The organism is Streptomyces incanus (assembly GCF_042656345.1).
Lineage (GTDB): Bacteria > Actinomycetota > Actinomycetes > Streptomycetales > Streptomycetaceae > Streptomyces > Streptomyces incanus.
Map to the genome: position 1 here is coordinate 14,903 of NZ_JBHSPC010000033.1, position 13,875 is coordinate 28,777.

A 13,875-nucleotide genomic window follows, 5' to 3' on the forward strand; every position below is an offset into this window, starting at 1 on the left:
CAAACCTGCCGGGCGCCTCTGGGAGATCATCGGTAAGGCCATCCCTGACGCCTTGGGGCCCGGCATGGCCCGCGTCGAGACCACAGTGATGGAGCTCCGCTCCACCGCCTTGCTACGGCCGGATGCTGAGGTGGGCGGACTGCCCACGTCCGGCAGGTGCGCGTGCGTTGGCGTCGACGAAGGTGTGGAGATGCCGTTGTTTTCACGAACCCCTCGAACACGACCTCGCTCAGATGGGCAATCAGATGACATTCCCGGACATGTGGGTCGGGGCGGGCGAGGGCACGTGCGCGGGCCGGGGCATGTAGTGCCATGTGGGGTTGCCGCGTGCTTGGAAGGGCTGGGCCGGTGACCCCACCGACCCAGGGCATCCCCTTCACCGGGGGCGACACTCATGCCGGGCCCGGAGGCCGGCGGCCCGCTTGCAGGCTCGCGAAAGGACAAGGGGGTACCCCCGGCCAGGTGGCTCGGCCATCGGGGCGTGGGCGAGACCTTCATCGAAGGCTCCGGCGATGACATCGATGTCTCTATGGTGACCCACTCCGAAGCCGGGCACGGCCGGTTCCTGCACCGGCGCACGAGCTCCCGCGGAACCCGTGACGCCACACGGTGACCCGCACACGGCGCACCGCCATCAGCCGGTTCCCACGCCTTCTTGACGCCGTGGCGCGTTCCGTACGCCCGCTCCGGGAGGGATGCTGTGGGCAGGTGGCAGCGTTCACCGGCCTCCTTGTGCGACGGGGCACGACAGGAAATGTGGCGGAGGGACATCGGAGGTTGCTGGTGGCGGTGGGTACGACTTGGGCCCGGTGGTCTCGGCTGGTCGTCCATCCCACCCGTGGCATCGTCCTGGCCTTCGCGTTCGTCGTCGTGCTGGGTGCGGCCCTGCTGATGCTGCCGGCCGCCACCGAGCCCGGCAGGGAGACCGGCGTACTGACTGCCCTGTTCACCTCCACGGGGGCGGCCAGCGGCGGGCTGCCCATCGTGGGGACCGGCAGCCACTGGAGCGCGTTCGGCGAGGGCGTGGTCCTGGCTCTGATCCAGATCGGCGGGTTCGGCATCATGACGCTCGCGTCGCTGCTGGCCCTGCTCGTCTCCGGTCGGCTGCGACTGCGGACACAGCTCGCCACGCAGGCGGAGAGGAGCCTCAACGTCGGTGACATCCGGCGGGTGGTCCTGGGAGTCGCGGGCATCACGCTGGCCATCGAACTGGCCACGGCCGCCGTGCTCACGGTCCGTTTCCACATCGGCCATGGCCTGACGGCCGGAAACGCCGTCTACCACGGGATCTTCTACGGGATCTCCGCCTTCAGCAACGCCGGGTTCGGGCTGCGCGACGACAACCTCGTCGGCTATGCGCACGATCCCTGGATCGTCCTGCCGATCGCCGCCGCCTGTGTGCTCGGTGCCCTCGGCTTCCCCGTACTGTTCGAACTGCTGCGCAGCCGCCCGGGCGCCCGCGGCGGCACCCGGCGCCGCTGGTCCCTGCACACCCGGCTCACCCTCCTCACCTCCGCGGTCCTGCTCATCGTCGGCACCGTCATGACCTGCGCGCTGGAGTGGGGCAACCCGAGGACTCTCGGATCCCTGGAATGGGTGGACAAGCTGCTGAACGGGTTCTTCACCGCTGCCAGCGCGCGTACCGCCGGCTTCAACACCGTCGACACCGGTGCCATGGAACCGGCCACCCTCCTGGGCATCTGCGTGCTGATGTTCATCGGCGGCGGCAGCGCGGGTACCGCGGGCGGCATCAAGGTCACCACGTTCGCGGTTCTGGGAGCGGCGATCCTGGCCGAGATCCGCGGGCGCACCGAAGCGGACATCATGGGCCGCCGGCTCTCCGCGGCCACGCTGCGCCAGGCGCTCACCGTGGCGCTGCTGGGTGTGGGTCTCGTCATGGCGGGCACGTTGGTGCTGCTCGCCGTCACCAAGGAAAGAGCTGACGCGGTCCTGGCGGTCCTGTTCGAGGCCGTCTCTGCTTTCGGCACGGTCGGCCTGAGTACCGGCATCACCGGGAACCTTCCCGCAGCGGGCCAACTCACCGTCATCGTCATGATGTTCGTCGGGCGCGTCGGCCCGATCACTCTCGCCAGCGCGCTCGCACTGCGTCAGCGCGACCGCCGGTACACCCTGCCCGAGGAGCGACCCGTCATTGGCTGACCACTTCAAGTCACTGCGTCCACACCGACGTCGGCGTTCCGCCGACCGTCGCCCGGCCCGCGATTCCAGAGTGGCGGTGATCGGTCTCGGCCGTTTCGGACAGTCCGTGGCGGCGGAGCTGATGCGGCGTGGCTGGGACGTGCTGGGCGTCGACGCCGACGCCGGCGTCGTCCAGAAGGTCGGCGAAGAGCTGACCCAAGCCGCCGCCGCGGACTGCACCGACCCCGCTGCGCTGGCGCAGCTCGGCGTCGGCGAGTTCTCCCGCGTGGTGGTCGGTATCGGCACCGACCTGGAGGCCAGCATCCTGGCCACCTCCAACCTCGTCGACGCCGGCGTGGCCGCCATCTGGGTCCGGGCCACCACCCGACAGCACGGCCAGATCCTGGAACGCATCGGTGCCCACCACATCGTCCTGCCCGAGCACGACATGGGCGAGCGCGTGGCCCACCTGGTCACTGGCCGGATGCTGGACTTCATCGCCTTCGACAGCGATTACGCGCTGATCAAGACGCTCGCCCCGAAGGTCGTCGGCGGGATCCCGCTGGGCGAGAGCCGGGTGCGCAGTACGCACGGCGTCACCGTCGTCGGCATCAAACGCCCCGGCGCCGACTTCACCCACGCCACCGCCGAGACGGTCGTCCATCCCGGCGACGTCATCATCGTCACAGGCAGGACCCGGGCGGTGGAGATGTTCGCGGAGCTGGACCGGTGAGACGCACCGTCAACGCAGGCACTACGGCCTCAGACATCAACGGAATGACGGTCCAGGTCGGCCGAGCAGCATCGTGAGCCGCGGCTGCCGCCACACCCAGTACAGGGTCAGCACCAGCACGACGGCTGTCCCGAGGCCCAGCCAGTCGGTGCCGCACGGGTCGGCGGACGTGCAGGGGGCGTCGGGAGCCGCCGCGATGTCCCACCCCAGCGAGGCGATCAACGCCGGCAGCGCCCACAGAGGGCGCGCCCACCGGGCGGGCACGGCGGCGAGCCGGCGCTGGGCGTCGGCAGTCCGCCAGGCGGCGGTGCCGGGCGGTATGCGTTCGCCGGGCAACGGCACAGGACGTCTGGTCACCCGCGCATGATGGCCAACCACGCGCGATGTCCGGACGGCTCAGCCCGGCGTGCGCGGTACCTGTCCTGCTCCATGCCCGCCAGCGGGGGCGTGTCCGAGGGCGGCACGATTGATTCGGCTCTGTCCCGTAATCGGCGGTGATGACGGGTGACGGGCATCGTCGGCATGGTGTGCGAGATGTCAACGAGCTGGTGAGCATGGTGTTTTCGAGGCTGCCGGCGCTGGTCATCCAGGGTGTGGCGGACGAGGGCGGTCTGATCCGGGTGGCGGCGCGGACCCGGGACGATCCAGTGCCGTGCCCCGAGTGCGGGACGCCGACAGGGCGGGTGCACGGTTTCCACGGGCGGAGGGCCGCGGACGTGCCGGTGGACGGACGGCGGGCCGTCGTCTCGGTGAGGTTGCCGCGGCTGGTGTGCCCGCTGCTCGGCTGCCCGCGGCAGACGTTCCGTGAGCAGGTTCCCGGCGTCGTGGAGCGCCACCAGCGCCGGACCGACCGCCTGGCCGACCAACTCGAGCTCCGTGGTGCCGGAGCTCGACGGGAACCGGAACACCTCGGCGCCGTTCTGCGTGCGTAACCAGTGGGCCGAGGTGTCGTTGAGCTGGTGCCGGGGCTGCCGCCGCACGTCGGGGTGGGAAGGGGGGAGTGGTTCGAACGTGGCCAGGACAAGGCACCGGGCAAGGGCCGTCAATGGGTGCCCGTCGCGGCCGGGGGGTGCCGTCGTCGAAGGGCCGACTCAGCGCATCGTCCGCCAGGCCCAGCTGCGGGACCACGTGTGTCAAGCGTCGTGGGGTCGGTGACCGCGTCGAACCGATGCGTCTGCGTACCGCAACGACACCTACGAACAACGGACCGGGTCGGCACGGGCAGGGCGGCCGATGCGGCCGCCCTGCGGCCGCCCTGCGGCCGCCCTGCGACCGCCCTGCGACCGCCCTGCGACCGCCCTGCGACCGCCCTGCGACCGCCCTGCGACCGCCCTGCGACCGCCACTGCGGTCGTACTCGCCCCATCCGGCATGACCGGGGACCGTCATCCCCGAAGCAACCCATCGGGCCGACGCCCCCCACAGAGGAAAGCGATGTCGTATGAGCTCTGGAGAAACCCCGGGCCTGCCCCGTCCGTCACGGCCCCCAGGACGGTACGTGCCCGCCCGGGGGCTTTACACGGAGGCGGCGCGACTTCAGCGGCTGAACTGGCTCCGCTCCATGACCCGGTCGGCGCTGGACTCCCTGCAGCACACACGGCTTGACGCCGACAAGCTGACCGGCAATATCGAGGGACTCGTCGGCACCGTCGAAATCCCGGTCGGCGTGGCCGGACCCCTGCTGTTCTGCGGGACGAACGTCCAGGGTGAGGTCTACGCTCCCATGGCCACCACGGAAGGTGCCCTGGTCTCGTCGGCGACGCGGGGAGCCCTGGCCGTCACCATGGCGGGCGGCGTCAGCACACGCGCCGCCCTGCAAGCGATGACGCGTGCTCCTGTCTTCGCGTTCTCCCGACTGGCCGGCGCCGGCCGCTTCGCCTCGGCGATCCTCCGGCACCTCGGCGACCTCCGCACGATCATCCGGCAGGTGTCCCACCACGCCACGCTCATCTCGATCGAGCCCGTGGTCCTGGGCAGGACCGTTCACCTGAGGTTCAGGTACACCACCGGGGACGCGGCAGGACAGAACATGACGACTGCCTGCACCTGGCACGCGTGTCAGTGGATCCTGCGACAGCCGCACCTGGTCGCAGACGAGGAGCTCGAATCCTTCATCATCGAAGGGAACACATCCGGAGACAAGAAGGCGTCAGCCCAGGCCGTGGCGGAAGGCCGCGGAATCAGGGTGGCCGCTGACTGCCTTCTGCCGGCAGGGGTCGTCCAACGGGTCCTGAGAACCACCCCCGACGAGCTGGTCACGGGGTACCAGCACATCACGGCCGGAGCAGTGCACAGCGGGGTCCTGGGGTCCAACGCGAACACCGCCAACATCGTGGCGGCGATCTTCACGGCGACGGGCCAGGACATCGCCTGCGTTCACGAGTCGGGTGTGGGGCAGTTCATCCTCGAACGCACGCGGGACGGCGTCTACGCGAGTATGACCCTGCCCGGCCTGGCAGTCGGCACGGTCGGGGGCGGCACCCACCTGCCCACGCAGCACGAGCTCTTGAAAGCGATGGGGTGTACCGGCCGGGGAAGCGCCGTCCGGCTGGCGGAGATCATCGCCGGCTTCGCCTTGGCCCTGGACCTCTCGACAGTCTCCGCGGCCGTTTCCGGGCACTTCGCCGACGCTCACGAACGCCTCGGGCGTAACAGGCCGCCCCGCCGGAACAGCACCGAACACCGGATCGGCATCCCTTCGACGCCGACGGCCGGCGAACCCCAACCCGTACCGGTGCCTCGCCCGGCCTCGGAAGCCGGGCCTTGACCCCGGTTCCGGCCAGGGCCTTCATCTCGTGGCGGCGTGGGCAGGACGGTCGGACGGCCTCGGTCGCCCCGGAGTCGGCGAACCAGTCGATGAACCGCAGGGCGGCCCGGGCAGGGGCTTCGTCACCGGCGCCGGTCAACAGGTCGGTGCGGGTGACGAAGCCCGGGCCAGATGGTGCCGGCCGCCGGCTGACCGGACGGTGACTCGCTCGAGTGCGGTCAGGACCGTGGCGTCGCCGAGGGCGGGGGCGAGGGTCGTGACGGGTTCGGTGCGTTCCTGCAGCGGATCGCCGGCCGTGGCGGGCCCGTTCGGCGCAGCGGGGCCCCGCCCTGACGGTCCCGGCTGTTGACGCGTCGCTCGTCGTGGCCTCCCACGCAGACGGCGGGCTTGTCGAGGCAGGGCGAACAGCACCACTGCTCGCTCTTACCGCTGCCGACACAGCGGCATGCGCGTCCGCACTCGCCGCAGCGGGGCACGCACGCGTCCGGTCGCACCGCCCGGTCGTGCAGAGACGTCGCCCCGCCCCCCCGCATTTATGCAGGCCAGGACGGGTGTGGCGGCGCTCGTTCCGAAGGTTTTCAGATGTCCCGGAAGAGACCAGGCGGCCCCATGACCTGTCGTGATGGGTGGCTGCGGGGACTGACCTGTGCAGATGGTCTTTCGGCTGTTTCACGGTCATGCCCGTCGATGCGGCCGGAAGTCCCGGAAAAGTCCCAGGGGATCCCAAAGGAGATGGCCCCTCTTTCGGCTCTATGCGGGTTAGGGGAGGGGGTGTGCACCGGGGCTCGTGCGTCGGTGGTCCATCCTGAACGAACAGCGGCGCGTGCTTCTTGAACTTGGGCGACACCCCCGTCACGGCGATACCCGCCGTGGCCGCGGAAGTGAGTGATCCGGCGCCTGCGGCAGCCGTTCCTCCCGCTGGCCTATCTTGGCGCGTATGCAGGCATACACGATTGGCCAGGCCGCACGGCTGCTCGGCGTGAGCCCGGACACCGCGCGACGGTGGGCGGACGCGGGCCGGGTGGCGACCCATCGCGACGAGGGCGGGAAGCGGCTCATCGACGGGAAGGACCTGGCCGCCTTCTCCGTAGAGCTCGCGCAGAGCGGAAGCGGTGAGGAAGACGCCTCCTTCACGTCGGTTCGCAACGCCTTTCCCGGGATCGTCACCGCGATCAAGCTCGGTGACGTGGCGGCCCAGGTGGAGATCCAGGCCGGACCGCACCGGCTGGTGTCGCTGCTGACGCGGGAGGCCGTGGAGGAGCTGGGACTGGAGGTGGGGATGGAGGCCACCGCCCGGGTGAAGTCGACGAACGTGCACGTCGACCGGGCCTGAGCGGGCCTGCGACCTCACTCGGTATCTGGACGGGACTAGGGTTCGAGCGTGCCGACGTACAGCATTGGCCAGGCCGCGCGCCTGTTGAGGGTGAGTCCGGAAACCGTGCGCCGGTGGGCGGACACGGGGCGGTTGCCGATGGGGCGGGACGGCTCCGGGAACCGGGTGATCGACGGAGTGGGGCTGGCGCGGTTCGTGAGTGCGCGGGCCGATGAGGACAAGATCCTGGCTGGGGCGGGTCACGAGGCGGTGCGCCCGCACGGCGTACCCACCGGTGAGGACCAGGGGATACGGGGAGCCGAGGGCGATCACATCTGCCAGGAGCCGCGTGTGCAGCTCCGGCATGTCCGTCACGCGGCTGCCTGGGTGCGGGAGGCGAGCTGGGGGAAGGCGTCCTCCCACACGGTGCGCACGGTGCGGCCGACGAGTGTGCGCAGCACCGGCCACAGCTGGAGGAGCAGGCCCTGGTTGAGGTAGCAGGGCAGGTCGTCGTGCAGGCCCTCGTGCAGGACGGTGCGGTACAGGCCCATGCGCTGGCGCGGCTTGCCCAGGTCGTACGACGTCATCCCGGACCAGGCCATGTGCAGCGGCAGTTCCACGATCCCCTGGGCGGGGCCGTGCAACTCGTCCAACGACTCCGGCAGACGCCGCCGGAACTTCTCCCGGTACAGCGCGAGGTCCTCGACGTCCGCGCCAGAGAGGTCCATCGGCGCGGGGGCGGGGTGCTGTGGGCTGGAGGACATGACTCCATTATGACGGCCGGGATGTGGTGCGGGCCGTGATGTGCGAGCCGGTGTCTGGAGTGAGTAGCGCGGGCCCGTGCCGGGTGAGCATGGTTGTGGCAGCGTGTTCTGCCCCATGCAGAGGCGTGGGCTGTCGGTCATGACGCTCGTCTGACGCTCTGGGCGCCCGCACGCGGGAAGTGAGCCGGAGAAGGCCCTGACCTGGCCCTTTCCCGGACTCGCCCCGGCCCACAAGATGACGCCTTCGGTCCCGGCCAAAAGTCCCAGAAAAGTCCCAGAGGCGTCGCCACCTCCCCTCTCGCCTCGCGTTCCTACAGGTCGAGAGGGGCGTGGTGGCACTTTTTCCGAAGACCTTCAGATGTCCCGGAAGATCTCGATCTGGGCCCCGACCGAGTTGAGGCGTTCGGCCAGGTCCTCGTAGCCGCGGTTGATGACGTAGACGTTGCGGAGCACCGACGTGCCCTCGGCGGCCATCATCGCCAACAGGACGACCACGGCCGGGCGCAGGGCCGGGGGGCACATCATTTCGGCGGCGCGCCAGCGGGTGGGGCCCTCGACCAGGACGCGGTGGGGGTCCAGGAGCTGGAGGCGTCCGCCGAGGCGGTTGAGGTCGGTCAGGTAGATGGCACGGTTGTCGTAGACCCAGTCGTGGATGAGGGTCTGGCCCTGCGCCACCGCCGCGATCGCCGCGAAGAACGGGACGTTGTCGATGTTCAGGCCGGGGAACGGCATCGGGTGGATCTTGTCGATCGGCGCCTCCAGTTTGGAGGGCCGGACCGTGAGGTCGACCAGCCGGGTGCGGCCGTTGTCCGCGACGTACTCGGCGGTGCGATCGTGGTCGAGGCCCATCTCCTCCAGGACCGCGAGCTCGATCTCCAGGAACTCGATCGGCACCCGGCGCACCGTCAGCTCGGACTCCGTGACGACGGCGGCGGCGAGCAGGCTCATCGCCTCGACCGGGTCCTCGGAGGGGGAGTAGTCCACGTCGACGTCTATGGTCTCCATGCCGTGCACGGTGAGGGTGGTGGTGCCGATGCCCTCGACCTTGACGCCCAGGGCCTCCAGGAAGAAGCACAGGTCCTGGACCATGTAGTTGGACGAGGCGTTGCGGATGACGGTGACGCCGTCGTGCCGGGCGGCGGCCAGCAGCGCGTTCTCGGTGACCGTGTCCCCGCGTTCGGTCAGCACGATCGGGCGGTCCGGGTGCACGGAGCGGTTCACCACCGCGTGGTACTGGCCCTCCGTCGCGGCGATTTCCAGGCCGAACCGGCGCAGCGCGATCATGTGCGGCTCGACGGTGCGCGTACCGAGGTCGCAGCCGCCGGCGTACGGCAGCATGAAGCGGTCCATGCGGTGCAGCAGCGGGCCGAGGAACATGATGATGGAGCGGGTGCGGCGGGCCGCGTCCGCGTCGATGGAGTCGAGGTCCAGCGTGGCGGGCGGCACGATCTCCAGGTCCACGCCCTCATTGATCCACCGGGTGCGGACGCCGATCGAGCCCAGCACCTCCAGGAGGCGGTACACCTCCTCGATGCGGGCGACGCGGCGCAGCACCGTGCGGCCCTTGTTGAGCAGCGAGGCGCACAGCAGTGCCACGCACGCGTTCTTGCTCGTCTTCACGTCGATGGCGCCCGAGAGGCGGCGGCCGCCGACGACCCGCAGGTGCATGGGGCCGGCGTAGCCGAGAGAGACGATCTCGCTGTCGAGCGCCTCGCCTATGCGGGCGATCATCTCAAGGCTGATGTTCTGGTTGCCGCGTTCGATGCGGTTGACGGCGCTCTGGCTGGTGGCGAGTGCCTCCGCGAGCTGCGCCTGTGTCCAGCCACGATGTTGCCGGGCGTCACGGATGAGCTTGCCGATGCGTACGAGGTAGTCGTCTGACATGAGACTGAGGTTATCTCAGATATGAGATGGTGTCTCTTGGGGGGCCTCTTGGGTGGGCCGTTCGGGTGATGTGAAGTCAGTGTCCCCTGTCGTGCCGGGTGCTGCGCGTGCGCCGCCATCCGAAAGGTCCGGGCAAATCCATCGATGTCGTACGGCGTCCGGTGGTGCTCGTGGTGTGCCGCGGGCCGCGCTTGCCGCCGGTGGTGATGGACATGGAGCGCTTGTTGATGTTCAGCCGTACGCCCGGAAAAATCCTGAAGCTCTTGCGGAACGTGAGTGGCATCCCTGCCCCCCTCTGTGGCAGTGGAAACGCGGCGCCCGGGCCGGGCTCCGCGCGAACTGGCTTCGTCTCCGTGCGGTTACCCCGTCCGGGTGCGGTGATGGCAGTCGGTGGGGGCGAGTTTCGGGATCGCGGGGGATATGGGGGAAGTATCCCGGGATGCCTTCCGGGAGGCATCCCGGGGAGGGGTGCCCGGAGTGAGGGTCTGGGGCTGGTTTGTCCGGATCGGTATGCCCGCAGCGGGTACCCGGAGTCCGGGCGTGGGCTCTGTCCGGTGCGGCAGCCCACCGCACTGCCGCGGGCCGCTCAGGAGGGGGTGGCCGGTTCGCGAGGAGACGGGCCATGGCCCGTGCCCGGCGCGCGGTAACGGCGGGGAAAGGGCCCAGGGTGCGGACTTCCCGGGTCACGGATTCAGGTCTGCGGCCAGTGGGTTTGTCCGGTGTCGGTGTCGGTGTCGAGGAGCACCTTGCGGGCCAGGCTGCGGCGGGGCTGCTCGGGCAGCGCCTCACCCTTGACGGTCCGTTCCGTCCGTGACCTTCTTCACCTGGTAGTAGACAGCGACGCAGGAGGCAGGCCACGGGTGCTTGCCGTTGCCGCTGAACGGTTCCAGCATCTTGCTGATGGCGAGCGGCTTGTAGGGCAGCACCGTCGCCCCCGCCGCGGCCCGCTCCCGGAGCAGGCGGTCCTGGCTGTCCCAGGCCGTGGCCCGCACCCGCATGTCCGACCCCAGGTCGCGGAGGGACACGGCGAGTACGGCCGTGACGCACACGCACAGGAGCGCGGCGCCCGCGGCTACCGGCCACGTGCCACGGCGGTACCGCCGTACCGTCAGGTTCCCGAGGAGGCCGCCCGCGCCGACGAGCAGGAGGAGCAGCGGGAACAGGTAGTCGTTCCACAGCCTGTTGGCGGTCGCGACCGAGGGGCCGAACGCCGGATAGGCGATGACCGTGCATGCGTATCCGGAGAAGAGCAGAGCCGCTCCCCCGGATCCCAGGAGCAGGAGCGCCCTGCGGCCGGGGCGGGGGATGCCCCCGTCCGCGCGGCGAGCGAGGACGCCGATCAGCACGCCCACGGCGATCGCGCCGACGTACTGCCAGGTCGTCAGCAGGATATGGAGGACCTGCGTATATCCCCGCAGCGAAGCGTAGAGCGATTCGGGTGTGAACATGGAGTCCGCGTGGTGACGTGTGCGGCGGTTCCGTGAGCCGGGTGAGGTGAGGAGCACGGCGGTGCCGATGAGGATGCCCGCTCCGGCAGCGGCGCACCAGGCCCGTACGAAGGCGAGCTGTCCGGCCGGGAAGGCCCGGCGGCCCAGCAGCAGGGCCACGGCGAGGAGTGTCAGGGCGACCACGGAGGTCTCCTCCGACAGAGTGCCCAGGACGGCTCCGACGACGCACGCGAACGCGACGGCGAGGGCCCTTCCGCGCCGCGAGGTCGCGAGCAGGGCCGGGATCGTGGCGGCGGCCGCGAGCACGGGCGGGAAGGTGTGGGAAACCGACGAGGCCGGCCAGAAGAAGGTCTTGTACGTGTTCGTGGAGGCGAAGCAGAAGAGGGCCAGGACCGTGGCCGCGGAGAACAGAGGGACGCCCCGGGGCAGCCGTGACCCGGTGCGCCGCAGCAGTGCCGCCGCCCACGCCCACAGGAGGACCAGCATCACGGCCGCGCTGATCCCCGCGTACCACTGCTGGCCCGCCACGCCGAACGTGGCGTAGGAGGCGACGAGCACGCCGTTGGCGATCCGTCCGTTGCCCGTGGAATAGAACTGGTTCACCAGGGCCATGAAGCCTTCGTCACGTACGAGGGGCAGGAAGCACCACTCGTCGGCGCTCGGGCGTACCCAGCGTGCGAACCATGAGGCTCCGCCGAAAAGCGCCAGTGGAACGAGGGGCAGCAAGGCCATACCCGCCGGGACGAGGCGCAGGGACGGGAAGGCCGGGTTCCCCCCGCTTCCGCTCCCGTTTCCGCTCACCTCCGTATCGGTCTCCTCGACCGGCCGCGCGGGCACCGGGCGTCCCCCGGCGTCCGAGCGAACGGCGTCATTTGAGGGCGGGGTCTTCCTGTTCCGCCTCGGCTGGACCGTTCTGAGCCGTGCCCGCAGTGTCCGCCGGCCGCCGACCGGAGTTGATGGCCCAGCGGGCGAGCAGGAAGGTGACTGGCGTGACGAGGACTCCGGCGGCAAGGGCGGCGACATTTTTGTCCATTTCGAGTCGGCTGACAGCTACGTAGAGAAGCGCGCCAGAGGCCACCAGGTTGAAGCCGCTGGACAGCGGATACCGGAGAAACGCGCGCCACCTGGGACGGGTCCGGACGGTGAGGTAGGAATTGAGAAAGAAGGAGCCGACGGTACTGACCGAATACCCGATGACATGCGCCGCGAGATACGGGATCCATTGGTTCAGGGTGGCGTAGACGGCCAGGTATACGGCGGTATTGACGAATCCGATCATCACGAAGGTCGTGAACTGCCGTGCTGTTGCGGGACGGCCTTTCGGGCAAGTGGCCGATCCGTGCTGCGGAGGGCGGGGCCTCGGGGCGGGGCGCTCGTCGGTTTCCCGGACCACGAAGGAAGGGCGGCGTTTCACCTCGTAATAGATGCGGCCGACGTATTCACCGATGATCCCCAGGGTGATCAGCTGGATTCCCCCCAGCCCCACCACCGCCATCAGGAGTGTGGCGTAGCCCGGGACGGCGGTCCCGTGGAGCGCCACGTCGAAGGCCACCCACGCCGCGTAGACGAGTGCGGAGAGAAAGCACCAGAAGCCCGCGTAGATGGCCAGCCGCAGGGGCCGGTTGTTGAAGGACAGCAGCCCGTCGATGCCGTAGTTGAGCAGATGGCGACTTCCCCACTTCGAGCTGCCCGCGAACCGCTGGGTGTTCTGGTAGGTGAAGCTGGTCGTCGTGAAACCGATCCAGGAGAAGATCCCCTTCGAGAACCGGTTGGTCTCCGGCAGTGACAGCACCGTGTCCACCGCCTGGCGTGACAGCAGCCTGAAATCCCCGGCGCCGTCGAGCACCTCCACATCCATGAGGCGGCGCACCAGAGCGTAGTAGCCGCGGCTCAGCACGGTGCGCGCCGTGCCCTCCCCGTCGCGGTTCCGCCGGGGAATCACCTGGTCGTACCCCCGCCCGTGGAGTTCGAGCATCCGCGGGATGAGCTCCGGGGGGTGCTGCAGGTCCGCGTCCATGAGGACCACCGCCTGCCCCCGGGACATGCGCAGGCCGGCGAGCATCGCGGCCTCCTTGCCGAAGTTCCTGCTGAACACCGTGTACCTGACGCGCCGGTCGCCGGCACCGAGGTCGCCGATGATGTCCCGCGTGCGGTCGGTACTGCCGTCGTCCACGTAGCAGATCTCGTAGTCGAGGCCGGCCTGGCCGAGAACTTTCCGGACAGCCGCGTGGAATCTCTCGACGACGGCAGCCTCGTTGAAGCACGGTACGACCACGGAAAGCTGAGGACTCGTCAAACCAGTCTCCTGACCGAGCACGCCTGGGCGGTCCTTTCCGCCGCACGGTGGTGGGATGGTTGTCCCCGGCACGGGCAGGGGCCGCAATCCCAGAGGCATTCGACCCGTATTCATCGGCCCAGGAACGCAATCACACGACTACGCGCCTGCGGATGACCCGTTTGGCCTTGCCGGGCGGCGTGGTGGACAGGGTGTTGTCGCCGGCGGGGAACACACGCGTCGGATCGCACGGCCCTGCCGTGCCGGCGGCGCCACCGGCTCCCGACGACGGAGAACCGGACGCCGGCCGGACGGAGGGAAAACGAGTGGTAAGGGAGGGAACGACGGAGTGGTGAATGACGCGGCTGATCCCCAAAACGGGAAATCCAGCGGGCACCGATGGTCCCGGGCAGCTCTGGTCGCCCTGGGCGGTGCATTGGTCTTTCGTCGGCTCAGTGTGATCTCCGCGATCCCGAAGACCAGCAGTACCTGTGCCAGTGAGCCTTTCTCAGTAAGCGCCCGTCGCTCGCTGTGATCGCGATGCTCGCGCTGCG

General features: G+C 69.6%; 10 protein-coding genes and 2 pseudogenes. 6 read left to right on the forward strand and 6 right to left on the reverse strand.

Annotated features, from left to right (window positions below):
* Positions 1–789 precede the first annotated feature (789 nt).
* Together ACFP2V_RS13245 and ACFP2V_RS13250 are read left to right on the forward strand one after the other, a co-directional pair.
* Entirely contained in the window at positions 790–2,160 is a 1,371-nt protein-coding gene (locus ACFP2V_RS13245) for a TrkH family potassium uptake protein (protein ID WP_381210448.1), read from the forward strand.
* Between the two features lie 70 nt (positions 2,161–2,230).
* Positions 2,231–2,872, forward strand: a complete 642-nt coding sequence (locus ACFP2V_RS13250; protein ID WP_381210451.1) for a potassium channel family protein — start codon at positions 2,231–2,233, stop codon at positions 2,870–2,872.
* A gap of 36 nt (positions 2,873–2,908) precedes the next feature.
* Here ACFP2V_RS13250 and ACFP2V_RS13255 read toward each other — a convergent pair whose 3' ends face one another.
* On the reverse strand, positions 2,909–3,229 hold the full coding sequence (locus ACFP2V_RS13255) for a hypothetical protein (RefSeq protein WP_381210454.1): 321 nt from the start codon (positions 3,227–3,229) through the stop codon (positions 2,909–2,911).
* 170 nt (positions 3,230–3,399) lie between these two features.
* Here ACFP2V_RS13255 and ACFP2V_RS13260 point away from each other — a divergent pair.
* From ACFP2V_RS13260 to ACFP2V_RS13275, 4 genes and pseudogenes are all read left to right on the forward strand, one after another.
* Positions 3,400–3,768 (forward strand): annotated as a pseudogene (locus ACFP2V_RS13260) (transposase family protein); the annotation flags it as partial.
* A gap of 601 nt (positions 3,769–4,369) precedes the next feature.
* Positions 4,370–5,638 carry a hydroxymethylglutaryl-CoA reductase gene (locus ACFP2V_RS13265; RefSeq protein WP_381210457.1) on the forward strand — a complete coding sequence of 423 codons (1,269 nt, stop codon included), beginning with the start codon at positions 4,370–4,372 and terminating at the stop codon, positions 5,636–5,638.
* A 937-nt stretch (positions 5,639–6,575) separates the two neighbouring features.
* Positions 6,576–6,971, forward strand: coding sequence for a TOBE domain-containing protein (locus ACFP2V_RS13270; protein WP_381210460.1), 396 nt, complete (start codon positions 6,576–6,578; stop codon positions 6,969–6,971).
* A gap of 48 nt (positions 6,972–7,019) precedes the next feature.
* A pseudogene (locus ACFP2V_RS13275) lies at positions 7,020–7,163 on the forward strand (helix-turn-helix domain-containing protein); the annotation flags it as partial.
* Between the two features lie 158 nt (positions 7,164–7,321).
* On the opposite strand, the gene ACFP2V_RS13280 reads toward ACFP2V_RS13275, so the two are convergent.
* The 5 genes from ACFP2V_RS13280 to ACFP2V_RS13300 form a co-directional block, all read right to left on the reverse strand.
* A complete protein-coding gene (locus ACFP2V_RS13280; protein ID WP_381210463.1) occupies positions 7,322–7,714 on the reverse strand; it encodes a hypothetical protein in 393 nt (130 codons plus the stop codon).
* Positions 7,715–8,068: 354 nt separating this feature from the next.
* On the reverse strand, positions 8,069–9,598 hold the full coding sequence (locus ACFP2V_RS13285; RefSeq protein ID WP_381210466.1) for a UDP-N-acetylglucosamine 1-carboxyvinyltransferase: 1,530 nt from the start codon (positions 9,596–9,598) through the stop codon (positions 8,069–8,071).
* 76 nt (positions 9,599–9,674) lie between these two features.
* On the reverse strand, positions 9,675–9,881 hold the full coding sequence (locus tag ACFP2V_RS13290) for a DUF4236 domain-containing protein (RefSeq protein WP_381210468.1): 207 nt from the start codon (positions 9,879–9,881) through the stop codon (positions 9,675–9,677).
* A gap of 502 nt (positions 9,882–10,383) precedes the next feature.
* The gene (locus ACFP2V_RS13295) at positions 10,384–11,847 is read right to left on the reverse strand and encodes a DUF6056 family protein (protein WP_381210470.1); all 1,464 of its coding nucleotides are present in this window, start codon (positions 11,845–11,847) and stop codon (positions 10,384–10,386) included.
* 67 nt (positions 11,848–11,914) lie between these two features.
* On the reverse strand, positions 11,915–13,342 hold the full coding sequence (locus ACFP2V_RS13300; protein ID WP_381210473.1) for a glycosyltransferase: 1,428 nt from the start codon (positions 13,340–13,342) through the stop codon (positions 11,915–11,917).
* Positions 13,343–13,875: the final 533 nt, after the last annotated feature.

Bases quoted from the DNA above. Each gene is read 5' to 3' on its own strand.
- ACFP2V_RS13285 (WP_381210466.1), bottom strand. From the start codon at position 9,598: ATGTCAGACGACTACCTCGTACGCATCGGCAAGCTCATCCGTGACGCC.
- ACFP2V_RS13280 (WP_381210463.1), bottom strand. From the start codon at position 7,714: ATGTCCTCCAGCCCACAGCACCCCGCCCCCGCGCCGATGGACCTCTCT.
- ACFP2V_RS13270 (WP_381210460.1), top strand. From the start codon at position 6,576: ATGCAGGCATACACGATTGGCCAGGCCGCACGGCTGCTCGGCGTGAGC.
- ACFP2V_RS13290 (WP_381210468.1), bottom strand. From the start codon at position 9,881: ATGCCACTCACGTTCCGCAAGAGCTTCAGGATTTTTCCGGGCGTACGG.